This window comes from Candidatus Thiodiazotropha endolucinida (assembly GCF_001715975.1).
Classification (GTDB): Bacteria; Pseudomonadota; Gammaproteobacteria; order Chromatiales; family Chromatiaceae; genus Thiodiazotropha; species Thiodiazotropha endolucinida.
On record NZ_MARB01000004.1, the window covers coordinates 106,095 to 130,977 of the forward strand.

General features: G+C 52.6%; 26 protein-coding genes. 12 read left to right on the forward strand and 14 right to left on the reverse strand.

Translation table 11 applies throughout. From position 1 onward, the window contains the following. Positions 1–22 precede the first annotated feature (22 nt). Positions 23–589, forward strand: coding sequence for an SDR family NAD(P)-dependent oxidoreductase (locus tag CODIS_RS04290; RefSeq protein WP_320410396.1), 567 nt, complete (start codon positions 23–25; stop codon positions 587–589). Between the two features lie 181 nt (positions 590–770). Here the strand turns inward: CODIS_RS04290 and CODIS_RS04295 are convergent, their stop codons facing one another. Beyond that, positions 771–1,445: a YceH family protein gene (locus CODIS_RS04295; protein ID WP_069121653.1), complete on the reverse strand. Its 675-nt coding sequence runs from the start codon at positions 1,443–1,445 to the stop codon at positions 771–773. A 234-nt stretch (positions 1,446–1,679) separates the two neighbouring features. On the opposite strand from CODIS_RS04295, the gene CODIS_RS04300 reads away from it, so the two are divergent. Further along, positions 1,680–3,149, forward strand: a complete 1,470-nt coding sequence (locus tag CODIS_RS04300) for a lipase maturation factor family protein (RefSeq protein WP_069121654.1) — start codon at positions 1,680–1,682, stop codon at positions 3,147–3,149. 23 nt (positions 3,150–3,172) lie between these two features. Here the strand turns inward: CODIS_RS04300 and CODIS_RS04305 are convergent, their stop codons facing one another. Continuing rightward, the gene (locus tag CODIS_RS04305) at positions 3,173–3,406 is read right to left on the reverse strand and encodes a hypothetical protein (protein WP_069121655.1); all 234 of its coding nucleotides are present in this window, start codon (positions 3,404–3,406) and stop codon (positions 3,173–3,175) included. A 287-nt stretch (positions 3,407–3,693) separates the two neighbouring features. Between CODIS_RS04305 and CODIS_RS04310 the strand changes: the two genes are divergently transcribed. The 4 genes from CODIS_RS04310 to CODIS_RS04325 all read left to right on the forward strand — a co-directional run bounded on the left by CODIS_RS04310 (position 3,694) and on the right by CODIS_RS04325 (position 7,742). Then, the gene (locus tag CODIS_RS04310) at positions 3,694–4,041 is read left to right on the forward strand and encodes an ArsC family reductase (protein ID WP_320410397.1); all 348 of its coding nucleotides are present in this window, start codon (positions 3,694–3,696) and stop codon (positions 4,039–4,041) included. Between the two features lie 92 nt (positions 4,042–4,133). After that, positions 4,134–5,354 carry an LL-diaminopimelate aminotransferase gene (locus CODIS_RS04315; RefSeq protein ID WP_069121656.1) on the forward strand — a complete coding sequence of 407 codons (1,221 nt, stop codon included), beginning with the start codon at positions 4,134–4,136 and terminating at the stop codon, positions 5,352–5,354. Continuing rightward, the gene (lysA, locus tag CODIS_RS04320) at positions 5,354–6,610 is read left to right on the forward strand and encodes a diaminopimelate decarboxylase (RefSeq protein ID WP_069121657.1); all 1,257 of its coding nucleotides are present in this window, start codon (positions 5,354–5,356) and stop codon (positions 6,608–6,610) included. The genes CODIS_RS04315 and lysA overlap by 1 nt, the downstream gene beginning before the upstream one ends. A gap of 352 nt (positions 6,611–6,962) precedes the next feature. Then, on the forward strand, positions 6,963–7,742 hold the full coding sequence (locus tag CODIS_RS04325) for a hypothetical protein (protein WP_069121658.1): 780 nt from the start codon (positions 6,963–6,965) through the stop codon (positions 7,740–7,742). A 60-nt stretch (positions 7,743–7,802) separates the two neighbouring features. Here the strand turns inward: CODIS_RS04325 and CODIS_RS04330 are convergent, their stop codons facing one another. The 6 genes from CODIS_RS04330 to dnaX all read right to left on the reverse strand — a co-directional run bounded on the left by CODIS_RS04330 (position 7,803) and on the right by dnaX (position 14,274). Then, positions 7,803–8,114 (reverse strand): hypothetical protein, encoded by a 312-nt coding sequence (locus CODIS_RS04330; protein ID WP_069121659.1) that lies wholly within the window; start codon positions 8,112–8,114, stop codon positions 7,803–7,805. A gap of 33 nt (positions 8,115–8,147) precedes the next feature. Then, positions 8,148–11,075, reverse strand: a complete 2,928-nt coding sequence (locus CODIS_RS04335; protein WP_162420133.1) for a heavy metal translocating P-type ATPase — start codon at positions 11,073–11,075, stop codon at positions 8,148–8,150. 105 nt (positions 11,076–11,180) lie between these two features. Beyond that, a complete protein-coding gene (locus CODIS_RS04340) occupies positions 11,181–11,525 on the reverse strand; it encodes a histidine triad nucleotide-binding protein (protein WP_069121660.1) in 345 nt (114 codons plus the stop codon). A 9-nt stretch (positions 11,526–11,534) separates the two neighbouring features. Beyond that, on the reverse strand, positions 11,535–12,131 hold the full coding sequence (recR, locus tag CODIS_RS04345) for a recombination mediator RecR (RefSeq protein WP_069121661.1): 597 nt from the start codon (positions 12,129–12,131) through the stop codon (positions 11,535–11,537). Between the two features lie 31 nt (positions 12,132–12,162). Beyond that, positions 12,163–12,486 (reverse strand): YbaB/EbfC family nucleoid-associated protein, encoded by a 324-nt coding sequence (locus CODIS_RS04350; protein ID WP_069121662.1) that lies wholly within the window; start codon positions 12,484–12,486, stop codon positions 12,163–12,165. A 177-nt stretch (positions 12,487–12,663) separates the two neighbouring features. Continuing rightward, on the reverse strand, positions 12,664–14,274 hold the full coding sequence (gene dnaX / locus CODIS_RS04355; protein WP_069121663.1) for a DNA polymerase III subunit gamma/tau: 1,611 nt from the start codon (positions 14,272–14,274) through the stop codon (positions 12,664–12,666). A gap of 288 nt (positions 14,275–14,562) precedes the next feature. On the opposite strand from dnaX, the gene CODIS_RS04360 reads away from it, so the two are divergent. The 6 genes from CODIS_RS04360 to CODIS_RS04385 all read left to right on the forward strand — a co-directional run bounded on the left by CODIS_RS04360 (position 14,563) and on the right by CODIS_RS04385 (position 18,668). Continuing rightward, positions 14,563–15,324, forward strand: a complete 762-nt coding sequence (locus CODIS_RS04360; protein ID WP_069121664.1) for a type IV pilus assembly protein FimV — start codon at positions 14,563–14,565, stop codon at positions 15,322–15,324. After that, a complete protein-coding gene (locus CODIS_RS04365) occupies positions 15,290–16,483 on the forward strand; it encodes a hypothetical protein (RefSeq protein WP_154723005.1) in 1,194 nt (397 codons plus the stop codon). The genes CODIS_RS04360 and CODIS_RS04365 overlap by 35 nt, the downstream gene beginning before the upstream one ends. Continuing rightward, on the forward strand, positions 16,476–17,012 hold the full coding sequence (locus tag CODIS_RS04370) for a GTP-binding protein (protein WP_069121666.1): 537 nt from the start codon (positions 16,476–16,478) through the stop codon (positions 17,010–17,012). Before CODIS_RS04365 ends, CODIS_RS04370 begins: the two co-directional genes overlap by 8 nt. A gap of 1 nt (position 17,013) precedes the next feature. Then, positions 17,014–17,664, forward strand: coding sequence for a hypothetical protein (locus CODIS_RS04375; RefSeq protein WP_069121667.1), 651 nt, complete (start codon positions 17,014–17,016; stop codon positions 17,662–17,664). Positions 17,665–17,828: 164 nt separating this feature from the next. Then, the gene (locus CODIS_RS04380) at positions 17,829–18,191 is read left to right on the forward strand and encodes a roadblock/LC7 domain-containing protein (protein WP_069121668.1); all 363 of its coding nucleotides are present in this window, start codon (positions 17,829–17,831) and stop codon (positions 18,189–18,191) included. A gap of 117 nt (positions 18,192–18,308) precedes the next feature. Continuing rightward, the gene (locus tag CODIS_RS04385; RefSeq protein ID WP_069121669.1) at positions 18,309–18,668 is read left to right on the forward strand and encodes a CZB domain-containing protein; all 360 of its coding nucleotides are present in this window, start codon (positions 18,309–18,311) and stop codon (positions 18,666–18,668) included. Between the two features lie 36 nt (positions 18,669–18,704). Here CODIS_RS04385 and CODIS_RS04390 read toward each other — a convergent pair whose 3' ends face one another. The 6 genes from CODIS_RS04390 to CODIS_RS04415 form a co-directional block, all read right to left on the reverse strand. Beyond that, complete coding sequence (locus CODIS_RS04390) at positions 18,705–18,968, reverse strand: FAD assembly factor SdhE (RefSeq protein ID WP_069121670.1); 264 nt, start codon at positions 18,966–18,968, stop codon at positions 18,705–18,707. A 24-nt stretch (positions 18,969–18,992) separates the two neighbouring features. Further along, the gene (locus tag CODIS_RS04395; RefSeq protein ID WP_069121671.1) at positions 18,993–19,685 is read right to left on the reverse strand and encodes a succinate dehydrogenase iron-sulfur subunit; all 693 of its coding nucleotides are present in this window, start codon (positions 19,683–19,685) and stop codon (positions 18,993–18,995) included. A gap of 143 nt (positions 19,686–19,828) precedes the next feature. Beyond that, the gene (gene sdhA / locus CODIS_RS04400) at positions 19,829–21,589 is read right to left on the reverse strand and encodes a succinate dehydrogenase flavoprotein subunit (protein ID WP_069121672.1); all 1,761 of its coding nucleotides are present in this window, start codon (positions 21,587–21,589) and stop codon (positions 19,829–19,831) included. A gap of 19 nt (positions 21,590–21,608) precedes the next feature. Further along, positions 21,609–21,950: a succinate dehydrogenase, hydrophobic membrane anchor protein gene (gene sdhD / locus CODIS_RS04405; protein WP_069121673.1), complete on the reverse strand. Its 342-nt coding sequence runs from the start codon at positions 21,948–21,950 to the stop codon at positions 21,609–21,611. Beyond that, positions 21,947–22,327 (reverse strand): succinate dehydrogenase, cytochrome b556 subunit, encoded by a 381-nt coding sequence (sdhC, locus tag CODIS_RS04410; protein WP_069121674.1) that lies wholly within the window; start codon positions 22,325–22,327, stop codon positions 21,947–21,949. Before sdhC ends, sdhD begins: the two co-directional genes overlap by 4 nt. A gap of 123 nt (positions 22,328–22,450) precedes the next feature. Next, positions 22,451–24,730, reverse strand: a complete 2,280-nt coding sequence (locus CODIS_RS04415) for an NADP-dependent malic enzyme (RefSeq protein WP_069121675.1) — start codon at positions 24,728–24,730, stop codon at positions 22,451–22,453. Positions 24,731–24,883 lie beyond the last annotated feature (153 nt).

The window sequence follows — 24,883 nt, forward strand, 5'->3', positions numbered from 1 at the left end:
TTAATAATTGTTGAGAGAGACCATGACAGATAAATCCGTTGCTATCGTGACTGGTGCCAACCGCGGGCTTGGATTGGAGACCAGCCGTCAATTGGCCAGGCTTGGTCACCATGTCCTTATGACCAGCCGAAATGAGGTCGATGGACAGGCCGCTCAACAGATGCTGTTAAATGAAGGTCTGGATGTCTCCTACCACCCGTTGGATGTTCGCAGTGAAGCCTCTGTACTGGCTGTGGTGCAACATTTCCGGCAACATCACAAACGACTGCAAATCTTGGTCAATAACGCAGGTATATTTCCCGACCCTTCCCCAGAGGATTCAGCAAGCAGTATATTCAATGCCGAAATCGAGAACGTTCTCAACGGCTTCGATACGAATACGCTTGGTCCGTTACGGCTTTGCCAGGCACTCATCCCGCTTATGGATGGAGAAGGGTGTGTGGTCAATGTCTCATCCGGCATGGGGCAACTCAGTGAAATGGGGGGGTGCTGTCCATCCTATCGGTTATCGAAGACAGCGCTCAATGCATTGACCCGGATTTTCTCCGAGGAACTGAAGCAGACGCAGATAAAAATCAATTCCATATGACCCGGTTGGGTGCGGACAGATATGGGAGGAAAAGAGGCAACCCTGTCTATTCCTGAAGGCGTGGAAGGTATAATCTGGGCGGCCACTTTAGCGGATGACGGGCCGAGTGGAGGTTTTTTCCGGTTTGGTAAACCCATTGAATGGTAGACCGACTGTTACCTGGTGCGGCGGCGACCATGTCTCAATTGCGGTGTGACTCCAATTCATCGACCCGTGCCCTGAGATTTTCGATCTCTCTGCGCATCTCATTCAGTACCGCTTCGAGCTGCTCGATTCGAGCTGCTTGATCTGCCTCCTGCCCCCTTTCCATGCGATCCGGTTCGTTCGATTCACTATCTTCCTCCACATCGCCGCAAAACAGATGTGCATAGCGCGATTCGCGTCTGCCGGGTTCACGCGCAAGACGTACCACAAAAGGCCCATCCGCACGTTGCATCAATCCGTTCAGTACCGACTCTACCTCTTGTACGTCGGAGAATTGACACAATCGATTGGTACGGCTGCGTAACTCGCCAGGTGTCTGCGGGCCCCTCAGCAATAACACACAGATAAGCCCCAACTCCTGGGTTGAGAATTCAAGCGCGCCAAAACCGGTGTTGCAAAATCGATGTTGATATTTAGCCACGCGACTGCCAAACCCGGTTCGATCGCTGACAAGATGCTTTTTCTTCAACTCATCGAGCAGACTCTGAACCTCTAACTCTTGCAACTGCAGCACGGGATCACGACTACTTTTCTGGTTGCAGGCATTGGTGAGAGCCGCAAGAGAGAGTGGATACTGGTCAGGCGTGGTGACCTCTTTTTCAAGCAGGCAACCCACTACCCGCGCCTCTAAAGGTGTGATCTCTACTTTCATTTTGCCGTTATTCGGATATGTGATCGAATTTATGCTTTTTTAAATGGATTCAGGGCGACCGTTCGATTGAACGAATCATGTCATGAATTTCAATTCTGCAAAAGTCTTTACCTTACTGACAAGTATGAATTTCATTTACAAGCCGAATGTAACTGCACATTGCTTCGTATCATCGAACGTGTTGCACCATATTGTTACAATTCCAACAATGAAGGATCGCCTATTCATAAACCTATGAATCAGTTCAAGCCCACCATGTCCCGGCTGTTTCAACCTATCGCAGATCAGCGATTGGTGAGCTGGTTGTTTCTGCGTCTGCTGGCCCTTGTCTATCTGGCGGCCTTTGCCTCTCTGTCGGTGCAGATCACCGGCCTGGTTGGTGAATCGGGTATCCTGCCGCTAAGTGAACATTTTAGTCTGGCTGGGGAGCATTATGGGGAGAGAGCCCGGTTATGGTTTCCATCCATCTTCTGGATAACAGGGACCAGTGACCTGGCTCTAAAGAGCGTGAGCCTGCTGGGAATTCTGTTCTCATTGATCCTGCTGTTTGGTCGTTGGCAAAGATTGACACTTATACTGCTGTTTTTGCTCTATCTCTCGCTTTATCACGCCGGACAGATTTTTACCAACTTTCAATGGGACACGCTGTTGTTGGAAACAGGATTTCTCGCAATTTTCTTAGTGGGCGGGGGAAATCTGTTACTGATATTCTTGTTCGATTGGTTGTTGTTTCGATTGCGTTTCATGTCCGGTGTCTTCAAATTGGTCAGCGGCGATCCATCCTGGTCAGGATTGACAGCCCTTAACCACTACTTTGAAACACAACCACTACCACATATTGGCGCCTGGTACGCCCATCAGCTGCCGGAACTGATCCTCAAAGCCGGTGTGATTCTGACCCTGTTCAGTGAGCTGCTGGTACCATTCCTGATCTTTTTTCCGCGTCGTTTCCGTTACCTTGCAGCAGGCACCACTATCCTGATGCAACTACTGATCATCGCGACCAGCAATCACAATTTCATCAACCTGCTGACTATCATTTTATGCCTGTTTCTACTGCACGATCCGTTGTTGAAACGGATGCTTCCTGCCTCGCTCCAAGAGCGGATTGAAACGCCAGTTCAATCACCCGGACGATTACGGACAGCTCTGATCGTGACCGCATCGCTACTCATCGTGCCAGCCAGCCTGATCAGTTTTGGCGCTAATCTTGTTCGGACCCAGACAGTGCCAGCAGTGATTCAGGACTTTAGTAAAACCGTGCAACGGTTCGGTATCGGCCATATCTTCCATATCTTTCCCACCATGCAAACCGAGAGACATGAGCTTGTCATTCAAGGATCTAATGACGGTCAATCGTGGCTGACCTATGACTTTAAATATAAACCCGGTGATCCAACCCGGGCACCCGGGATGATCATCCCTCATCAGCCACGACTCGACTGGATGATCTGGTTCGTACCCACTCAACAACCGTTGCAAATGAACTGGTTCGGCCGCTTTATAGAACGGTTGCACCAGGGATCGGAGACAGTCACAGCACTACTGGAGCATAATCCCTTCCCCGATGGCCCTCCACGGTACCTTCGGGTGGACAGCTTCGAATACCGCTTCACTACCGTCGAAGAGCGGGGGCAAAGCGGTAATTGGTGGCATATGGAGTATCAGGGGTTCTTCCCAAAGGTGGCGCCGAGGATACCCTAGGGACTTATACTCAATTGAAGTACTTAATTAGGGTGGTTGGAAATTACCCGCCTCAGTTGGTGATGGTATGAGCCTGAGAGAATCTCTTCCGCCCTGGAGACCATGTGCCTGATATCGAGGATGGTCGCCTCAATGGGAAACTGCTTGATACCATAGACCTCATTACCCTTGAATTCAGCTTCGAAGCCGCAGCTGTGGCTTATCAGGCTAAGGTCGGCATCGATATTCCAACCATCATTTTGATCAATCTGAACCATCGAAATCGTCCTTTTTCGAAAACACCATAAATATTAGTTCTGCTGGATACTATCACCAAAAACGGTGGTTGTGACTAGGGAGTCGTCGGTTTGTCGGCTTAACGGTAGGAAAAAGTAGATGAGCTGACTGGATGATAAAACCCTACCAGATACCATTGGTTGATAGCATATACCTATTTTATACTGGCGTACGCCTTTAGTTCCCAGGCAGCCCAATTCAATACACTGTTTTCATTGGAAATGATTGATTCAATATCCTGGCATCCAAGTGACACAAAGAGAAAAACATGATGGTAAAACTTTACGGCATACCTAATTGCGATACGATGAAAAAGGCCATTCGATGGCTGGGTGAGCACGGCATCACCTATCAGTTTCACAACTATAAAAAAGTCGGGGTTGATGAAAAACTGTTACGCCAATGGGTCGATAGGGTTGGCTGGGAGGCCCTGCTCAACCGTCGCGGTATGATGTGGCGTAGACTGGACGATAGCGTGAAGGCTGAAATCAATGAAGAGAGCGCCATTCGCGTCATGTTGGAGACGCCATCAATCATCAAAAGACCGGTACTCGAGACAGATAAAACGCTGAATGTGGGATTCACGGAGGAGGCCTATTCCAAGCTATTCAGTTAGGGGATGAAATCCTGTCCGTATCGGTAACCTACTCTCCAACTCACCCATAATCTCTGTATAATGGCCCGTTTTTCGGTTTCCTGAGGTGTAGCATGATCAAGATCAATGAGAACTATAAGAAACTCCAGGCTTCATACCTGTTCTCAGACATTGCAAAACGTGTTGCCGCTTTTCAGCAGGCCAATCCCGACAAGCACATAATCCGCCTGGGTATAGGCGACGTCACCCGCGCTCTGCCGGATGCCTGCATCAAAGCCTTTCATGCGGCCATTGACGAAATGGCCAATGACGCCACATTCCATGGATATGGCCCTGAACAGGGCTATGACTTTCTGCGGAAGGCGATTGCCGAGGGGGATTTCCAATCCCGGGGCTGCAATATCGAAGCCGATGAGATCTTTGTCAGCGATGGCGCCAAATGCGACTCCGGCAATTTTCAGGAGATATTCGCCAACGACATTCGGGTCGCTATTCCGGATCCTGTCTATCCGGTCTATGTGGACACCAACGTGATGGCGGGTCGGACGGGGGAAGCCGAAGCGGGACGCTACACGGGTCTCACCTACCTGGAAGGCACCCGGGAGAACGGTTTCATCCCCGATCTTCCCAGTGCGCCGGTTGACCTGATCTATCTCTGTTTCCCCAACAATCCGACAGGCGCAACCGCAACCAAGGAACAGTTGAAGCAGTGGGTCGAATACGCCAAAAACAACAAGGCCCTGATCCTGTTCGATGCCGCTTACGAAGCCTTTGTGCAGGATGAACGTCTTCCTCGCTCAATTTACGAGATTGAGGGCGCCGATGAGGTGGCTGTGGAGTTCCGCAGTTTCTCCAAAAACGCAGGGTTCACAGGAACACGCTGTGCCTATACCGTTGTTCCCAAGGCTTGCAAGGCATATACAACATCCGGAGAAGCGGTCTCGATCCAGGATCTCTGGAACCGTCGCCATACCACCAAGTTCAATAGCGTCTCCTACCCCGTCCAACGTGCCGCCGAGGCTGTCTACAGTGAAGAGGGACGCACGCAGATAAGTGAGCTGGTGGGCTACTATCTCAATAATGCCAAATTTATCCGTGATCAGATGGAGGGTCTGGGTTATAACTGCATTGGCGGTGAGAACTCACCCTATATCTGGATCGACGCCCAGGGCGACTCATGGGACCTCTTCGATATGCTGCTCAATAAGGCCGGTGTGGTCTGTACCCCGGGTGCCGGTTTCGGCAAATGTGGGGAGGGTTATATCCGCATCAGTGCATTCAACAGCTTTGAAAATGTACAGGACGCCATGAAAAGAATCAGTGGAGCCCTATAGTGCCCATTTCAGCAGAACTGTCCAATCGTCTCGCGGGGTCGCTCGAGGAGATCGTCGAACACTTTGGCACTCCGTTTCATCTCTACGATGAAAAGGGTATCAGAGAGAACGGCGAAGCACTCATCCGGGCGTTTGAGGAGGTTGAATCCTTTCGAGAGTATTTTGCTGTCAAGGCACTGCCGAATCCTACGATTATGAAGATCATGCAGGATCTCGGTTTCGGTTTCGATTGCAGCTCTATCGCTGAGCTATTACTGAGCCGACAGATCGGAGCCAGCGGTGAACAAATCATGTTTACATCCAACAACACCAGTGCGGCTGAGTTCGCAGTGGCGGAGGCGGATGGGGGTTGCGTGCTTAATCTTGACGATATCTCACTGATCGACAAGGTACCCCGGATGCCGGAACTGATCTGTTTTCGCTACAACCCGGGAGAGCGGCGTAGTGGCAACAGCATCATCGGCAATCCGATCGAAGCAAAATATGGTGTCGCTCACGATCAGCTGCTTGAAGCCTACCAAAAGGCCATGCAGCGGGGAGCCCGCCGCTTCGGACTTCACACCATGCTGGCATCCAACGAACTCAACCACGCCTATATGGTTGAAACCGCGCGCATGCTGCTGGACAGGGTCGTCTCGCTCTCTGAGAAACTCGGTATACAATTTGAGTTCATCAATATCGGTGGCGGTCTGGGAATTCCCTATCGTCCCCAGGAAAAACCTCTCGATATTGTCAGTATGGGACGTGAGATTGCAGATCTGTTCCGCTCCTTCAAGGCACATCACGGTTATGCACCTAAGCTCTTTCTCGAAAGCGGGCGCTACATCACCGGTCCCTACGGCGTACTGATTACCCGCGCCATCAACCGCAAGGAGATCTATCGCACCTATGTAGGGGTGGACTCCTGCATGTCATCATTGATGAGGCCGGGCATGTATGGCGCCTATCACCATATCTCGGTGCTCGGTAAGCAGGGTGAACAGGAGACAGTGGATGTCGTGGGGTCTTTGTGTGAGAACAATGATAAGTTCGCCGTTCAACGTCCATTGCCGGCTATCCAGGATGGCGATATCCTCATCATTCACGACGCCGGCGCCCATGGCCATGCGATGGGCTTCAATTATAACGGTAAGACGCGGCCCAAAGAGCTACTGTTGCGTAGTGACGGCAGTGTGGATCTGATTCGTCGTGAAGAGACCATCGATGATATCTTCACTACACTGAACTTCGAGCCTGACCGGTTTATACCCGGTTGAGCAGCCGCAATCCCAGGCATGTCATCCTTTTTGATCGCTTCGCTCCCCGCACTCCTTCGTGGGAACCGATATCTTGCTCTGCTATCTCGCTGACAACTACGTTCCCACGCAGGAGATGGGAACGATACAAACCAACGATCGGCAATCACGAATAACAATCCCTAATTGTTTCCAGATCATTGATATTTCTAAAAAGTCCTTTAATTCTCGTATGTTGCAATTAACCGTTATTTGTGTGGTGGTTCTCAAATTGGCGCGATAAACCATTTCTATACTCAAGGTTCAAAACCCAATACCGCTGTCCTCATACATAGCATCGAGTCGTCAAAATAATCAAATCGGGAGAATACCCATGGAGTTAATTGCTGTCGTTACCACCTTCGTACTGATCGGCTTGTTTTTAGTATATAAGCACACGCTGTTCACCCCAGCCAAAAGCAACAAGATCAATATCGAAAATTTCCAGGAACAGATCGAAACGGCCCTGAATCTGCCCCGTGATTCGGAAGAGGATTGGCAAAATGAACCTGCCACCGAATCGATGCTCCAGGAGATGGCGGATCGGGGCATCTGGTTGGATCAAAAACTGACCAAGGGCCAGGCCATGAACATCCTCGGTCTGTTCACGCCACCCGACGGCAGGCAGGTTGATATCCTGAAACACTTCAATATCCCCTACTCATTCAAGATGAATCAGACCATGGCCTACTATCTGATTCGGGAACTGTTCAAGGATCCGGCAAAGGTTACCGAGTGGAACAACCGTCCACCCACCACCACCGTGCGCCAGGGCCTGCTGTTTATGGAAGGGAAGTTAATCAGCGGCATGACCCATGTTGAGGCCCAGAGCAGGCTCGACAAGCTGGGTATGGAGCGCCCGGAACAGTACCGGGAGTGGAAACAGATCGACCGACTGTTTCTCGAAACCAATAATCCGGAAGTGCGGGCGAAATACCAAGTTCGAAAAATCACCTGGAAGCGCTTTTTTGAGAGCTATGACGCGGTGAAAGCGACAGGAATCAATCCACGCGCAATGAGTGGCGAACACATCATCGAATACACGCTGAGACAAGATGACAGCATCGTCACACATGCCAAGATTCGCGAGGCGATGCAGCCTGCTTCCTCCTGAATAGAAATGATTATTTAAGCTGCTTAATCCGTTGACAGGGATGTCAATCGGCCCTTTCGATCATGCATAGACATCGATACCGAGGACTTCACTGACATAGTCTCTCTCCCGTTCCGTTTGCACCGACTGGTATGAAGAGAGTGCGCGCTGTTTTCGAGGGTCGTCGCTGACTTGAGTGAAGGTCGGTCCCGATCGCTGACGTTGTAACAACTGTTCCGCCCGTTTCACTTGCTCCAGGCTGTGTAGTGTGGGCGCGATTTCAGCGACTTGGGAAGCGAGCGGCAGCGTTTGAGTCATCCGCGCTGCGCTCTCCCGCTGCTGTTCCAGCGAGACGGTCATGGATGGCAATGTCAGAGAATGGGATATCTGCATTGTTTGCTCAAAAAGCTAATCCGCCGGCCATCCTCAATTCGAGACTGATTCCACACTGTAACCAGCTTCAACGACCGCATCGACCAGGGCCGTCTGATCCGCGGTGCCGGTAACCAAGGCCTGACCGTCTTCCAGACTGACTTCCGCATTCACTACACCAGGTTGGGCCTGCAGGGCTTTGGTGACGTTCATAACACAGTGGGGACAGGTCATGCCGTTAACTTTCAGCGTGATACTCAAGGGTGCCTCCTTCGAGGATTGAAAAAAACGTAATCTGTTGGCATTGGTGACAACGGTTACCGACGAAAGTGCCATCGCCGCACTGGCGAACATGGGTGGTAACAACCAACCCGTGAGTGGATAGAGCACACCCGCTGCCATCGGAATGCCTATCACATTATAGATAAATGCGCCAAAAAGGTTCTGTTTAATATTCTTTAATGTTGATCTGGATAATGCAATTGCAGTCGAAACATTGAGCAATGAGTCGCCGACCAGGGTGATATCGGCATTTTCTATGGCCACATCGGTACCACTGCCTATGGCAAAGCCGGTATCCGCCTGCGCCAACGCGGGGGCGTCATTGACACCGTCGCCCACCATTCCAACCCGACAGCCCCGTTGCTGTAATTCCTTCACTACTTCGAGCTTCTCTGATGGCAGGAGTTCACTGTGGACCTCGTCTATCCTTAATGCCCTGGCCACCGCTTCCGCGGTCGCGCGATTGTCTCCGCTGCAGATAACCACCTCAACCCCTTGCTTCCTGAGGGATTCCACTGCCGCCAGACTGTCATGACGCAACGGATCCTTGAGTATCAGCAGCCCCATGAAGATCCCATCGCGCATCACCCATACAGGTGTACCCGCTTGATCGGCCTCCCGCTCGGCATGGCCCAGCAGATCCGAAGGGGGAGTAAGACGATTTACGCTCAGGAGCTGATTCCCGCCCAACTCCACCGACAACCCGGCTATGGACCCTTTCACACCCCGACCTGGATGGGAGTCAAAGGACTCTACGGGGAGCAGTTCAATCCCGATCTGGTGTGCATAATCGACAATCGCCTCCGCCAGTGGGTGTGATGCATATGATTCAACACTGGCCGCGAGAGTGACGAGTTCATTCCTCTCCACACCCGGGACTGGATAGAGCGAGGTCACCGTCGGAGCACCCCGGGTAAGCGTGCCGGTCTTATCGACGACCAGGTGGGTCAACGCACTTGCCCGCTGCAGCCCTTCGCTGTTGCGGATCAGGATATTCAACTGAGCGGCTCGACTGGTCCCCACCATAATGGCAATGGGTGTCGCCAATCCCAGGGCACAGGGACAGGCGATAACCAATACCGCGATACTGGCGGTAAGGGCATAGGGCAGAGCCGGCACCGGAGCCAGAATCAGCCAAACGAAGAATGTGATCACGGCGATCATGACAACCACAGGCACAAAGATCGCGGAGACCTTGTCCACAAGACGGGCAATGGGGGGTTTGCTCATCTGGGCCTTGCGCACCATCGCGATGATATGGGCAAGCGTTGTCTCCTCTCCGAGCCGGGTCACCCGATAACGCAGATTACCGTTGCGGTTTATCGTGCCCCCGGTGACGATATCCCCCGGTTGTTTGCTGACCGGCAGCGATTCTCCGGTCAGCATCGACTCATCCACCGTCGACGTCCCCTCGATCACCTCACCATCGATGGGGATACGCTCTCCAGGACGCACCTGAATCCGGTCGCCCACCCGCAGCAGTGAAACCGGGACGGCCACCTCCTTCCCTTGGTGGATGACCTGTGCAATCTTCGGCGCCAGTCCCACAAGGGCGCCAACCGCTTCACTGGTGGTTCGTTTGGCCCGCGTCTCCAGCACATGGCCAAACTGGAGGAACGCGAGAATCAATACGGATGCGTCGAAATAGAGCTTATCCGTTCGCAGCAGCCCTTCCGGCTGAATCACAAGAAGCAGTGAGGCAAACCAGGCCGTTCCGGTCCCCAATGCCACCAGCGTATCCATATTGGCAGAGAGATGTCTGGCCTGTTTCCAGGCACCCAGATAGTAGTGGCCACCGCTGAATCGCATGATGATCAGACACAGGATCGCGATACCCAGCCAGAAACTCTCACCCCCGGACTCACTCAGCCGCGGAGTATGACCAGTCATTTCAGCCGCCATCAGGCTGATGCCCGCAACACCGGCAAGCAGCGCCCGCTGCCAGGCACGCCTGACTTCAGCCGCCGCCACAGCGGCCTCCTCCTCATAGGGGTCGATGAACGGTTCCATCAGGCTTGCTGATATGCCCGCCTCACCCAACCGGATCATCAGTTGTGCGGGATGTAGCCTGGTCTGAATGCGCCAAACACCCTTCTCTCTATGCAGGCCGGCATTCGGGTCAAGTGCCTCAAACAGTTGCGATAAGCGGGCTTGCTGTTCATCTTCGGCAAGACCGGTGATCGCTAACAGCAACTCATCTGGTGTCTGGTGAGTAACGTCAAGGCGGGCATTGTAACCCTGATCGATCACCGTGTTGACCACCCTCTCCGGATCACCGCCGATCACCTGGGCACGTTTTTCCACCAGGTTGACCTGCGCCTCCGAAACGCCATCCACCGAAAGGATGGCCCGCTCCACCGCGGCGACACAGCTGGCGCAGGTCATATCATCGATGGTCAGGGTGTAGCCATCAGTCAGCGTCGGCGCCGCCGGGTCGCTGTGATTCTGAAGATCTGTGGCTGGCAGCGGACAATGTGTTGCGGTGTCGGCAAGCGATTGTGCATCATACCCGGCCTCCTTGATCGCAGCCATTGCCAGATCGGGACTTCCCCCGAGGATCCTGGCGCTGTTGGATGCCAGGCTGACTTCCACCTGCACCACATCCGGCAGGCTGGCAACCGCCTTCTCCACCGCAGCCACGCAGTGCTGACAGGACATGCCTGTAATCGACAGTTGATAGGGAACCGCTAGCGGCGTCATTTCCGTTTTAGCTGGCTGATCTGAAGGCATGGTTGGTAGTGAGGATCACATGGCGCACTGATTAATTCGGGGCCTGGTGCACCACTGATTCCCCTGCTCCTTACTCTAGCCGGGAGGCCATTTCATATGGCGGCCACCCAGCAGGTGCAGATGGATATGGAAAACCGACTGCCCAGCGTCCTCGTTACAGTTGATGACTGTGCGGTAACCCACCTCATCAATCCCTTCCTCTTTAGCCACCCTCTGCGCTGCCAGGATGAGCTTGCCCATCAACGCCTCATCATCGGATTCGAGATCGTTGAGGGTGGAGATATGCCGTTTGGGGATGACCAATATATGGATCGGGGCTTGTGGACTGATGTCCCGGAAGGCAAGCAGTTCATCATCTTCATAAACCTTGTCGGGTTTAATCTCGCCATTGACAAACTTACAGAAAAGGCAGTCGCTCATACTCTCTCCTCAAAATTCCGATCGCCCTCGAAAGGCGTGCGCCAATGTTGCACCATCCACATATTCCAACTCCCCGCCCATGGGAACACCCTGGGCGATTCGGGTAGTTTTTATCTTGCGGGTCTCTGCCATGTCATGAATATATTGCGCAGTCGCTTCACCTTCAATTGTCGGATTGGTGGCAAGAATAATCTCTTTGACCTCGCCCTCGGCAAAACGCTCATCCAGATGATCAAGTCCGATCTCCTTCGGGCCTATGCCGTCCAGGGGCGAGAGATGGCCGCCTAAAACAAAATAGCAGCCCCGGTAGTCGATGGCCTGTTCGATCATGGCCTGGTCGGCAGGTGTTTCAACGATGCAGAGCTGTGTCGGGTCTCGCTCCGGGTTGGCACACAGCCGACACAGCCCGGACTCACTGAGGGTACGGCAGCGAGAACAGTGTCCGATACTCTCCATGGCTTGCGCTAGAACCCTTGACAGCTCCCTGCCTCCATCGCGATCCCTCTCCAAGAGATGATAGGCCATCCGCTGCGCACTCTTCGCACCCACACCGGGGAGACATCTCAGGGCGGAGATCAACTGCTGCAGCAGTGAGGGACTAGGCATGGCAAATCCCGTTTAAAAAATTCATATCGCCTCAGAACGGAAGTTTCATCCCCGGTGGCAATCCCAAGCCGGCCGTCAATCCGGACATGCTTTCCTGCATCTTCTGGCTGACTCTTTGTGAGGCGTCGTTCAGTGCCGCAGCGACCAGGTCTTCCAGCATCTCCTTGTCATCCGACATCAGGCTGTCGTCTATTTCGACCCGACGCACCTCATGTTTGCCATTCATGGTGACCTTGACCAGTCCGCCGCCAGACTCACCGGTAACCTCTTCCTGTGCCAAACGCTCCTGCGCCTGCTGCATTTCAGCCTGCATCTTCTGCGCCTGTTTCATTAAGTTGCCTAAACCGCCCTTCATGGATATAACCTCATCTCATTCATTTATTGCCCCCCATCATCAGTACCGGGGTTCGATGTGTAACAACCAAATACGATCCTGGAAACCACTTTAAGACACAGATAATTACCCATAAATATCAGTGTGTTAATTTGATATTCTCAGAAACCGCCAAAGCCTGGCCGGTGTTGTTTGCCCTCAACCCCCCGGATCATCCACCGGCCTGACGGAATCGGTCAGGAGACGCGCCGAAAAACGCTCCTCCATCTCCCGTACCAGGGGATCATTCATCATCGCGGATTCAGCCTCTTTTTGACGCTCCTGCCGTTGCCGTTTCTGACGCATCGCCGGTGTCTCATTTTCGGGGACCGCTTCCGTGATCAGGAGTTTCATCTCTCTTCCCAGGATCCGCTTAATGCTCTCCAACAAGCGCTTTTCCGATTGACCGACCCGTAGCTGCTTCATTGAGGCATCGAGGGTCAGGCGCAGGGTCTTCCCATCCCAACTGTCAAAGGTACAGTTATGGGCAAGTTGGCTGGTGATACCACCCAAATCCATTGCATTGACGAAGCCCCCCCAATCGGAGGGATCCGTTGCAGATGGATTGTTTGCGGGCTGCACGGCGGTTTTGACGTCCGCTCTCTTCCGGTCAGCCGGATTGTCGCTCGGTATGCCACGGCTCTTGGCTTGCGAACCGCCTGATTCACTGGGTACCGCTTCAGGCTGATCCGGCCTGAACGCCAACAGCCGGAGTAGAACCATCTCAAAACCGCTGCGCGGATCGGGCGCCAGATCCAGCTCTTTCTGCCCCAACAGCACAATCTGATAATAGAGCTGCACATCCTCCGGAGAAATCGCCTGTGCAATCCCCCGCAGGCGCTGTGGATCATAGGCCTCATCAGGTTCATACTGCGTCACGATCTGCAACATCCCGATCTGATGCAGCATGGCCAGCAGCTCTTGCAGGGCATTGCTGAAGTCGGCCGCTCGTTCGGCCATCTCTGCTACCAGGGACATCACACCCTGTCCATCCGATTTCGCCAGCGCCTCAAGCAAAAGATAGATCTGATCCGCACCGATTGTGCCGATCATAACAGAGACGTCGGATCCCTTGACCTCTCCACCACCGAAGGCGATGGCCTGGTCGAGCAGGCTCAACCCGTCACGCATGCTGCCATCGGCCCCTCTGGCGAGCAGGGAGAGGGACAGTTCATCGTGGAGAATCTTTTCCTGTTGCAGTATGTGGCGCAGCTGTGACTCGATCTGCTCCCTGCTGAGGCGCTTGAGGTTAAACTGGAGACAGCGTGAGAGTACAGTCACCGGCACCTTTTGCGGATCGGTGGTGGCCAGAATGAACTTCACATGTGGAGGTGGCTCTTCAAGAGTCTTCAGTAAGGCATTGAAACTACTTGCCGAAAACATGTGGACTTCATCAATCAGATAGACTTTGTAGCGTCCCCGTACCGGTGCGTATGGTACATTTTCCAATAGCTCCCGGGTTTGATCCACCTTCGTCCTCGATGCGGCATCAACCTCAAGGAGATCGACAAACCGCCCTTCATCGATCTCACGACAGGCATCGCACACACCACAGGGAGTTGCACTGATCCCCTTTTCACAATTCAATGATTTGGCAAAGATTCTTGCCAGGGTTGTCTTACCCACACCGCGTGTTCCGGTAAACAGATAGGCGTGATGCAGTTGTTCTCGTTCCAACGCATTGGTAAGCGCTTTCACCACATGTTGCTGACCTACCAATTGGCTGAACAACTGGGGCCGCCATTTACGTGCAAGTACCTGATAAGACATTTAAACGATTCGTCATCCGCAGACTCAAGATGGGCAGTTTAACCCGAATCATCAGCGGAATCACTGCCGTTTGCGGACTAAGGCAACGAGCAAATCTGAATAACAAAACGATTAAAGTATCTATATGGGTGAACGCTAAACAACTTCAAGAATGAAAAACCGACAATTAATTTAGGATTTTCATGGATTCGGCCAAGCAGTAGAACATAAACAGTCTGCTGGCCTTGAGCGCAGTCAGATTCGGCAAACAAGTCTCTGCGCTAAATATATCTGCCATAAGGACCGGCAATGACACGGATAGCTGATCCAATTTCGCTGCCTCTGATCAAATCGTCCCCTGCACTGGAATCTGGGGAGTGTGGGTCTATAGTCTGTCATTTTCTCGAGCCAGCCTTCCGTATAGCCTATCGGGGGGTTCTGCATATCGATGCCCGCGGCTGGGAATCCCAAGCCAAGACCTTCTATGCACATGCGGTTGCCAGAACACCGAAGGCACTCTGGTTACATGTACAACGAATCAATTTACTGGCAGGCATGGCGGATCCCGATATTCATGGCGCGCTCGTCGATCTTTTTCTGGTACTCGATGGAAAAGGCGCTGCCTTGTGTAAACGTATGCTTGCGTTGGCCTATCCCCTGTTGCAGCGCGAGGCCTTTCGGCAATTGTTGGACCATCTGCTGGCAAATGGATCGCATGATAACCTCAGTTCAAACGGCTCTGTACTCAGTTCAGGCCGTGTCAGCCATGAGCAGCTCATCCGGTTCGAGGAGTCGGCAGACGATGCCCAGACTGACCCTCTGCAAATCGCATCCGAACAGCTTGCGTTCGGACAAACCGATTTAGCGCGAGAGACCTTGGAAAGTGCAGTTCTGGCCGCGCCGGAACGATTGGAGCTGCATCATGCCTTACTCGAAATCTACCGCCACTCCCGAATAAAAACTCAGATCGTACACTTTCTACAGCGTCTTGAAACCGTATCGAATCCACCACAAAAAGCATGGCAGGAACTATTGCATGAAATCGACAAAGACCATGACAAACCTGGCTGAGCCGTCACTCGGTCCGACACGACTGGCCGCAATCGGGATGGACCAGCGTCAACGCAACGCTCTGCATATGATCTTTTCGAGCCGATGCAACAAACGCTATGTACTGACGGAAGAGGCCTCCTCGGAGATCTGTATCCTCGATCTGGACTCCTTTGGCGGTGATCAAAAGTGGAAAGAGTTCCGTGAGCGCCACCCGGACTCGCCATTGATCCTGGTATCGATCAACAGCCTCGAAATTTCAGACCGACATACTTTGTTCGTACAAAAGCCGATTCCTGTCGAACGCCTGATTGCAGCGATTGAAACCCATCGCCGCAACCTGGTCACAGTAGATACGGATAGTGAGCCGGCAATCGAAGATATTCACTGCAACGATATAAAACCCATCCCAGGTGAGGTTCGGGTACGGAGAAAAGCTGTCTCGACTCGCCGGGCTGCCTTACTCATGAGCGAATCCCAGGAACAGGTGTTTGTCGGTACCTCACCCGATATCGATCCGGAAGACCCAGATCATGTAGACAAAATTTTCTATAAGCCAGAGCACTATCTGCAGGGTTTGGCTCAACAGGCGTTGAACCAGGCCGTGCGCTATAACCAAAATATCAACATACAGGGTCCTTGGCCGGAGATCACCCTGGACATTGTCAGCAATAAGATCTGGGTATCGGCTTCCGACAGACAACTTCGCCCATATAGCACAATGCCCGATACCACGCTGGAGGTACAACTAAATCCAGTCAAGACCGATTGGACACCTCCAGTCGATGCGACTGAGCATTCATTCCAGTCTTTCATCTGGCAACTTGCCCTATGGGCATCCAGAGGCCGGATACCCGCTGGTACAAATATCCACCAACCCATCTACTTGCGACGCTGGCCCAATTTCACCCGGCTGATCATCACACCCTATGCCATGCCCATCGCGGCCCTTTGGGCAGAACAACCAAGATCACTGCTCGATACGGCCAGTGCACTGAATATCCCGCAACGTTATGTATTCGCCTTTTACAGCGCCGCCAACGCCGTCCAACTGGCAGGTGAAACACGACGTGCTGTGGATACCCTGATCGCACCCCCTGCAATCCGCAGGTCAAAACTCAGGGGGCTGTTTGGAAGCCTGCTGGACCGCCTCAGGGGAGGAAAAAAGGACCATGAATGACCATAAAATCATCTTCAGCGGCCCGGTCGGCGTCGGAAAAACCACGGCCATCGGATCGATCAGCGATATCGAACCCGTCATAACCGACGAGAAGGCCAGCGATATGACGAAAACCCAGAAACCGGGCACCACCGTCGCCATGGACTACGGCATGATATCTCTCGACAACCGGGAGCGCATCCATCTGTATGGTACCCCCGGGCAAGAGCGCTTTAATTTTATGTGGGAGATCCTGACCCAGGGCGGTATCGGTTTGATACTCCTGATCAGTAATAACAGACCCGACCCATTCAGCGACATGCATTTTTTTCTGGATGCCTTCAAACAGTTCATTGGTTCAACCAAAGTGGTTATCGGGGTGACACAGATGGATCTCAGAAACAAACCGCGACTGGAGGATTATTACCTGCAGCTTGAAGACAGCGGTTTGAAGGTTCCAATATTCGAAGTGGATGCGCGAGTAAAGAGAGACATCTCCCTGTTGGTGGAGGCGTTGCTCTATTCAATCGACCCCGGATTGGAAGGTTGATATGTCCACATACAGACTCATCGATAATCGCTTCGCGTTACCCACGCCAGCCGGTGCCTTTCATGCAGCATCCCAACAAAACAGCGATCCTATACACGCTCTACTTTGTGCACTACTGCAACATGAAGCTACTCCGGTGCTGACACAACAGGCGTTGGAGCAATGGACGGGACTGGCAGGTGCAGATGCACAAGAGGCGCTGTTTCGTGCACAAAGTCTTGGCTGGGTAGAAGGCTACAAGGAACCTCACTCTGCCCAACCCGGCACATTGGAGGAGTTACTCCCGAACCTTCTGCCACCATTATCCGATTGCGGCAAGGCACTGCTGGCAGATAGCCACGGCTTTCATGTATCTGCTTCGGGATTTACTCATGAAGCGGCAATCGAATTATCGGCTTTGAGTGCCGATATCGCCTCTCTCGACAGCCGACACAAGGCATTGACTCATAATAACCTGCGCCTTCCTACCAGCGCATGGGCATTAGTCGATGCCGCAGGAAACAGCCAGTTGGGATTTTGGCCTCTGTATATCGATGAGCAGCGATTTGTACTGGCATTGCAGGGCATACCCCACTTCAACAAACCCGAATTCACATCCCTGGTATGGGCGCTAAACACGCGTTATTCCAGCAATAAAGGGGAATCACAATGAATCCGGTGCTTGAGGACGACGCCAAGCAACGGAATCCATCATGTCAAAGAAACAAATACATGTCGTTAGGATTTTTAGGCCGCCAACGGATCAGCCTGTACGCAGCTGTACCCGGATAGCAGGCAGCTATTTAACTTGCCATACCATTTCAAGGAGATATGCTCATGCGCGCAGATATGCTCAACTCAATACTCAGTGAACTTAATGGAACCTCTGCGGATATCGAGGCCTCGGCGGTCATCTCTACTGACGGCCTGATTATGGCCTCTCAGTTACCACAGTCCCTGGATGAAGACCGTGTAGGCGCCATGAGCGCGGCCATGCTTTCGCTTGGTGATCGCACAGCTCAGGAGTTGGCGCGTGGTGAATTGGAGCAGGTCTTGGTTAAGGGTGGCGATGGCTATGTTTTGATGGCCCATGCGGGCCCCGAGGCCGTGGTTACGGTGCTGGCAAAAACCAATGCAAAATTGGGCTTGATCTTTCTCGATGTCAAACGTGCTGCCGAGAGCATTGAAAAATTAATCTGACCTGCGGGCAATGTACAGGATTCCACCATAATTGCTGGAAAGTGTAGCCCCTCAAAAAAGTTAACACGGACGGGGAAACGACTATCCATCGTTAGATATCAACAGGGAATAGCGATCATGAGTGAAAGCGCTTTCTTTCTTAGACGCATGAACGATCATATCCAGTATTTGGGTAAATTAAAGGCGACCTTGGAAGACAAGGGAGACTTCCAGGGGAGTGATCATCATTCATGCAAACTCGGACAATGGCTCGATAGTGACGGCCCGGCACAATCTTCAGCTATCAGCGGAGAAGCCCGTCGTATTTTCGACTCCATCCTTGAACCACATGAACAATTTCACCAAGCAAGCCAACACGCCCTGGACTGCAAGAAGATCGGTGACAAGAGCGGTATGGAGGAGGCAATGACAGAGATGTTCAAGCTATCCGCCAGACTTGTGGACATATTGATGAAACTCGACACAATGAGCCACTGATCCGCCGGTCTCTCTGTGGCGCCGATCAGATTAGTGTTAACAGGCGCTAGTCTCCCTGATAGCGGCAATCAGCTCACTGAACTCTTCATCATCAGGTGGTTCGCCACCGACACACCAGGCGTGGATGACAGGATCGGGAAAACCCAATAGCTGTATGAAGAGCCGCTGCAATCGTGGCGAGAGCTCGGAGTAATGCTGTTCCAGAAAGGCTTCCAACAGTACATCCAACTCAAGCATGCCCCGACGGCACTGCCAGCGTAGTCGGTCTATGTTCGACAGGTCACTATCCTGAATATTCATGCTATTCACCAATCGAATGCAGATTCAGATGGCATCCTTCAACATGATGGCCTTGATATGACCAATAGCCTTGGTGGGATTCAGTTCTTTCGGACATGCCTCCACACAGTTCATGATGGTATGGCAGCGAAACAGCTTATAGGGTCCCTCAAGCTTGTCGAGTCGCTCCTCTTTAGCCTGGTCACGACTATCGGCCAGAAAACGGCATGCGCTCAATAATGCTTGTGGCCCAAGGAATTTGTCAGGGTTCCACCAGAAAGAAGGACAGGATGTGGAACAACAACCGCACATGATGCACTCGTAGAGACCATCGAGTTGATTTCTCTCTTCCGGAGACTGGAGGATCTCCCGTTCAGGCAAAGGATCCTTGCGAATCAGCCAGGGATCGACCTGCTTGTATTGGGCATAGAACTGACTCATGTCCACCACCAGATCACGAATCACAGGACGACCGGGAAAGGGCCTGACAACCACCGGTTCCTTCAGTTCCGTCAATGGTGCAATGCAGGCAAGTTTGTTGCTGCCGTTGACATTCACGCCATCAGAACCGCAAACACCCTCGCCACAAGAGTGCCTGAAGGTAAAGGACTCATCCTGTGACTGGATCGCCAACAAGGCATCACGCAACATCATTCCCTGACGTTGCTCAACCTCGAAATCCTGCATATACGGTTCTTTGTCGGTTTCAGGATTATATCGGTAGACACTGAATTTCATTACAAATCCTCGTTGCTTCGAGTTTTTAGTTTTGAGTGATAAGTTTTGAGTTGTGGTATTCGCTAAGCTGATGACTTTGTCGATACTGTCCGCACCCGAGCACCACATCAACTCAAAGCTAAAAACTCATAACTCAAAACTCTTCAGTAAACTCTTTCTTTCGGCGGAAAACTCTCAACGGTCAAAGGCTGAGCCCGAACACCTTTGTAATCGAGCCTGTCATTCTCCTTCCAGTAGAGAGTGTGTTTCATCCAATCCACATCATCGCGTTTCGGATAATCGGGACGCGAATGGGCGCCACGACTCTCCTTGCGGTGCAAAGCGGATACAGCGATCGACAGTCCCACATCGATCAGGTTCTCCAGCTCCAAGGCCTCGGTACGATTGGTGTTGAAGGTGGAGGAGTGGTCCGTCAATCGGACTTCACTCAATTTTTCCCGTAACCGTTTCACCTTTTCGACACCGTCCGCCATCATATCCTCGACGCGGAATACACCGGCATGATCCTCCATGGTCTTGCGAAACTCGTTGCGCAATTGACTTACCGTGATACCGTCACCCTTGGCATCCCAACGCTGCAACCGCGACACAGCCTTCTCCACACTCGCCTCGTCAAGTGGCCGATGGGCAGTATTGTCTTTCACATACTCGATGATGTTGTGCCCCGCCAGGCGCCCGAATACCAGGATATCGAGCAGGGAATTGCCACCAAGCCGATTGGCGCCGTGCACCGATGCACAAGCACACTCGCCGGCCGCATACAATCCAGGCAGATGGTCACCATCGTCATCAGCAGTGGGCATCACCCGACCGAAGCGGTCGGTGGGGATACCGCCCATCACGTAGTGGGCAGTTGGAAATACCGGTATCGGATCTTTAACCGGGTCGACACCGGCAAAGATCTTGGAACTCTCACGGATACCCGGCAAGCGTTTGGCGATGACTTCCTCGCCCAGATGGTTGACCTTAAGCAATACATGATCTGCTTCCGGACCGACACCATTGCCTTCACGCACTTCCGTTACGATGGATCGTGCCACCACATCGCGACTGGCGAGATCTTTTGCGTTGGGGGCATACTTTTCCATGAAACGATCACCATCTTTATTGATGAGATAACCGCCCTCACCTCTCACACCCTCGGTGATCAACATGCCCTTACCGGCGATGCCGGTGGGATGAAACTGGAAAAATTCCATGTCCATCAAAGGCAGGCCGGCCCGTAACGCCATCGCCATGCCATCACCCGTGTTGATATGTGCATTACTGGTGGTCCTGAAGACTTGCCCACAACCCCCTGTTGCCAGCAGTGCGGTCTTGGACTCGATCAACAATGGCTCTCCGGTTGCGATGTTCAACACCAAGGCGCCCAACACATATCCCTCATCATCCCTGATCAGGTCAACTGCAAAATACTCGTCATAGAAATGGGTCTTGGCGCGGATATTCTGCTGATACAGCGTGTGTAAGATCGCGTGGCCGGTTCGGTCGGCAGCGGCGCAGGTTCGTGCAGCCTGTTCACCACCGAAGTTCTGACTCTGGCCGCCAAATGCACGCTGATAGATCTTGCCGTTGGTCAGGCGTGAGAACGGCACGCCATTGTGCTCCAGTTCATAAACCGTGGGAATCGCCTCACGGCACATATACTCAATAGCATCCTGATCACCGAGATAGTCCGATCCTTTCACGGTATCGAACATGTGCCAGTGCCAGTTATCCGGCAAGACATTGGCCAAGGCGGCATTCACCCCGCCTTGTGCCGCGACAGTATGGGAGCGTGTGGGAAATACCTTGGAGACTACCGCAACCTTGAGGTTTGCATTGGCAAGTTGCAGGGCCGCATTCAAACCCGCACCGCCGGCTCCCATGATTAGTGTATCGAATCGTTGCTTTTCCAGTGCCATCTTATAGTTAACCTTTGTCTCAGGCGGCAGTCGCCGTAAAGATAATTTGCAGAACCCATATCGCACAGCCGGCCAGGACAAAACCAACCAGCGTCAGTACTGTCACTCTGATTGCTGTAGGGTGGATATAGTCGATCAATACATCACGGAAACCGACCCAGGCATGCAGCAACAGGGAGGTGAAAAAAAGCAGGATCCCCAGTCCAACCAAGGGTTGCGCAATCCATCCCTGCCATGCGTGATAATCCTGCGGCGGATTGGCGATCATGTGCTGCAATACATAGATGATGAACAGCAACAGATAGATTGCTGTTGCACGCTGAAGAAACCAGGCCCTCAGGCCAGTCGCATGACGACTCATGACAGACCTCCCATTAGAATCAGCGCCAACACGGGTGCAGCCAGTGTCACCGCCCATGCGGTTTGACGAAACAGCGGTTTTTCAACGCCGATATCGATGTCGATCAGCAGATAGCGGATACCGGCAAGAAAATGATGCATCAGCCCCCATAGGAAGAGAAACAGAATCAATTTCACAAAACCACTGGCGAATAGCCCTTTGGCATCGACAAACCCTTCGGGTCCGCTGAGCGAAAGATCAAGGAGATAGATAAGAAGGGGGATCGCCAGCACCATCACCACGCCGGTAACGCGATGAATGATCGACATGATACCGGCCATGGGTAATCGTATCTTAAAAAGATTGAGAAAGACCGGTCTCGGATTCGTCTCTTGCATGTTTCTCTTTTCCAATACTGTTCATGTTAAATGAGATCAGAGTCGAACTGCATAGGGCTCTGAAGATAACCTGCACTGCAATGTGATTGTACCAATTCACTCAAGATAATATCGCATTACGATTCAGTCCTTGTGCATCATACAACTGGCGCGTACGGAAGCGAGTGCAGTCATGTTCAATAAACCGCGTACGCTGATACTGGGTGTGACCACATGGGCCGATTTCGCACAGCCTACCAGAATCGGCCCGATAGCGATCCCATCACCGAGCACTTTCAACATGTTGAATGCCACATTGGCTGCATCCTGATTAGGCATGATCAGCAGATTCGCCCGGTCCCTGAGCCGTGATTTCGGGAAGCGAGCAGAACGTAACTGTTCAGACAATGCCAGATCGGCATGCATCTCACCCTCGATTTCCAGATCGGGCATGCTTTTGCGAACCATTGCCAATGCTTCACGCATCTTAACCGCTGAAGGCGAATCGTGACTACCGAAGTTTGAGTGGGAAACCAACGCAACCTTGGGCTCGATACCGAACCACAATACCTCTTCAACACAGAGCGAGACGATTTCGGCAATATCCTCTGCCGAGGGATCCTCCTGTACATAGGCATCCGCCATGAACAGCGTACCGGACTGTAATACAAGGGCATTCATGGAGGTGAGTTTATTGATGCCGTTTTCGGTGCCGATAATCTCACGCACATGGTCGATATGGGTCCAATACCGGCCTACCGTGCCGCAAATCATGGCATCGGCATCGCCTGATGCCACCACCACGGACGCCAGTACGGTATAGTTTTGCCGTAGTATATTGCGCGCCTCCTTGGGTGAATAACCCCGTCGCTGAACCTGATCAAACAAGGTCTCGGCATAACTTTCGAAGCGGGGGTTGTCAAATGGGTCGAGAAGTTCGAAATCGGTTCCTTCCCGCATCCTCAAGCCAAGGGAGGCGATACGTTTATTGATGATCTCACGCCGGCCAATCAGGACAGGTACGGCAATTCCCTGATCAACCGCCTGTTGAGCCACCTCAAGGATACGCTCCTCCTCACCTTCGGCATAAACCACCCGCCGCAACTCATCACGTGCCCGCTCAAACACCGGACGCATGGTGATGCTGGTTCGAAAGACCCTCTGCTGCAAGCGGTTACGATAGGTATCCAGGTCGGCTATCGGTCGTTGCGCAACCCCTGACTCCATTGCCGCAACCGCAACAGCATAGGGGACGTTTTCCATCAAACGCGGATCAAACGGTTTCGGAATCAGATACTCCGGACCAAACTGTAATTGTTGGCCGCCATAGGCGGAACGCACCACATCGGAGGACTCCACGTGAGCCATCTCGGCAATCGCGCGTACACAGGCCAATTTCATATCACGATTGATCTCGCTCGCCCCCACGTCGAGGGCTCCGCGAAACAGGAATGGAAAACAGAGAACATTATTGACCTGGTTGGGATAGTCAGTACGGCCAGTCGCCAGGATCGCATCCGGCCGGACTGCCTTCGCCTCTTCAGGCATTACCTCCGGGGTCGGATTTGCCAGCGCCAGGATGAGAGGATCGGCCGCCATCTTCGGTAGCCATTCCGCTTTCAGCACACCGGCTGCGGATAGCCCCAAAAAAATATCGGCCCCTTCCAGGGCCTGTTCCAAGGTACGATGGGGGGTATCGGCGACATAGGCGCTCTTGTAGGGATCCATATCACCGGTCCTGCCTTTATAGACCACACCGGCGACATCGGTGACGATGATATGCTCCCTTTTCATCCCCATGTCGATCAGCAATCCGAGGCATGCCAGCGCAGCTGCACCCGCACCTGCGGTCACCAGCCTGACCTCTTCGATTGCCTTACCCACCAGCTTGAGACCGTTTAGGATAGCGGCACAAACCACAATCGCAGTGCCATGTTGATCGTCATGGAACACCGGGATATTCATGCGCTCCTTGAGCGCCTTCTCAATAATGAAGCAATCGGGTGCCTTGATATCTTCCAGATTGATGCCACCGAAGCTGGGTTCCAGCCGAGCCACCGTTTCTATAAAGAGTTGGGGATCCTGTTCATCGATTTCGATATCGAAGACATCGATATCGGCAAACTGCTTGAACAGTACCGCCTTGCCTTCCATCACCGGTTTGGAGGCTAGACTGCCGATAGAGCCGAGACCGAGAACCGCCGTACCATTACTGACCACAGCCACCAGATTGCCCCGGGCGGTATAGTCCGCCGCTTTATTGGGATCCGCTTCAATCTCTTCACAGGCGACGGCTACACCAGGTGAATAGGCGAGCGCCAAATCTCTCTGGTTGGCCATCGGTTTGGTGGCCTTGATCTCAAGCTTGCCTGGTTTGGGAAAGCGATGATAGTCGAGCGCTGCCTGTCTCAACTCTTGAGGCATAAAGTGATTGTCCTCGATTCAGGTGGTCAGTGATTCAGTAGAGTGTAGCCGAGGGTTAAACAATAGTTGAAACTATAGTAAGTATTTACTGGATAAATACTAGACGGCGGTACTATTAATTTATTAACATTAAACCAGTAGTGAGATGGATTG

Coding starts and splice junctions, on each gene's coding strand:
- sdhD (WP_069121673.1), bottom strand. CDS start 21,950: ATGAGTCGTCATGCGACTGGCCTGAGGGCCTGGTTTCTTCAGCGTGCA.
- CODIS_RS04335 (WP_162420133.1), bottom strand. CDS start 11,075: ATGACGCCGCTAGCGGTTCCCTATCAACTGTCGATTACAGGCATGTCC.
- dnaX (WP_069121663.1), bottom strand. CDS start 14,274: ATGTCTTATCAGGTACTTGCACGTAAATGGCGGCCCCAGTTGTTCAGC.
- CODIS_RS04360 (WP_069121664.1), top strand. CDS start 14,563: ATGACACGGATAGCTGATCCAATTTCGCTGCCTCTGATCAAATCGTCC.
- CODIS_RS04395 (WP_069121671.1), bottom strand. CDS start 19,685: ATGAAATTCAGTGTCTACCGATATAATCCTGAAACCGACAAAGAACCG.
- CODIS_RS04300 (WP_069121654.1), top strand. CDS start 1,680: ATGAATCAGTTCAAGCCCACCATGTCCCGGCTGTTTCAACCTATCGCA.
- CODIS_RS04325 (WP_069121658.1), top strand. CDS start 6,963: ATGGAGTTAATTGCTGTCGTTACCACCTTCGTACTGATCGGCTTGTTT.
- CODIS_RS04290 (WP_320410396.1), top strand. CDS start 23: ATGACAGATAAATCCGTTGCTATCGTGACTGGTGCCAACCGCGGGCTT.
- sdhA (WP_069121672.1), bottom strand. CDS start 21,589: ATGGCACTGGAAAAGCAACGATTCGATACACTAATCATGGGAGCCGGC.
- CODIS_RS04310 (WP_320410397.1), top strand. CDS start 3,694: ATGATGGTAAAACTTTACGGCATACCTAATTGCGATACGATGAAAAAG.
- recR (WP_069121661.1), bottom strand. CDS start 12,131: ATGCCTAGTCCCTCACTGCTGCAGCAGTTGATCTCCGCCCTGAGATGT.
- CODIS_RS04315 (WP_069121656.1), top strand. CDS start 4,134: ATGATCAAGATCAATGAGAACTATAAGAAACTCCAGGCTTCATACCTG.
- CODIS_RS04330 (WP_069121659.1), bottom strand. CDS start 8,114: ATGCAGATATCCCATTCTCTGACATTGCCATCCATGACCGTCTCGCTG.
- CODIS_RS04295 (WP_069121653.1), bottom strand. CDS start 1,445: ATGAAAGTAGAGATCACACCTTTAGAGGCGCGGGTAGTGGGTTGCCTG.
- CODIS_RS04390 (WP_069121670.1), bottom strand. CDS start 18,968: ATGAATATTCAGGATAGTGACCTGTCGAACATAGACCGACTACGCTGG.
- CODIS_RS04365 (WP_154723005.1), top strand. CDS start 15,290: ATGAAATCGACAAAGACCATGACAAACCTGGCTGAGCCGTCACTCGGT.
- sdhC (WP_069121674.1), bottom strand. CDS start 22,327: ATGCAAGAGACGAATCCGAGACCGGTCTTTCTCAATCTTTTTAAGATA.
- CODIS_RS04385 (WP_069121669.1), top strand. CDS start 18,309: ATGAGTGAAAGCGCTTTCTTTCTTAGACGCATGAACGATCATATCCAG.
- CODIS_RS04375 (WP_069121667.1), top strand. CDS start 17,014: ATGTCCACATACAGACTCATCGATAATCGCTTCGCGTTACCCACGCCA.
- CODIS_RS04370 (WP_069121666.1), top strand. CDS start 16,476: ATGAATGACCATAAAATCATCTTCAGCGGCCCGGTCGGCGTCGGAAAA.
- CODIS_RS04340 (WP_069121660.1), bottom strand. CDS start 11,525: ATGAGCGACTGCCTTTTCTGTAAGTTTGTCAATGGCGAGATTAAACCC.
- CODIS_RS04305 (WP_069121655.1), bottom strand. CDS start 3,406: ATGGTTCAGATTGATCAAAATGATGGTTGGAATATCGATGCCGACCTT.
- CODIS_RS04380 (WP_069121668.1), top strand. CDS start 17,829: ATGCGCGCAGATATGCTCAACTCAATACTCAGTGAACTTAATGGAACC.
- CODIS_RS04350 (WP_069121662.1), bottom strand. CDS start 12,486: ATGAAGGGCGGTTTAGGCAACTTAATGAAACAGGCGCAGAAGATGCAG.
- CODIS_RS04415 (WP_069121675.1), bottom strand. CDS start 24,730: ATGCCTCAAGAGTTGAGACAGGCAGCGCTCGACTATCATCGCTTTCCC.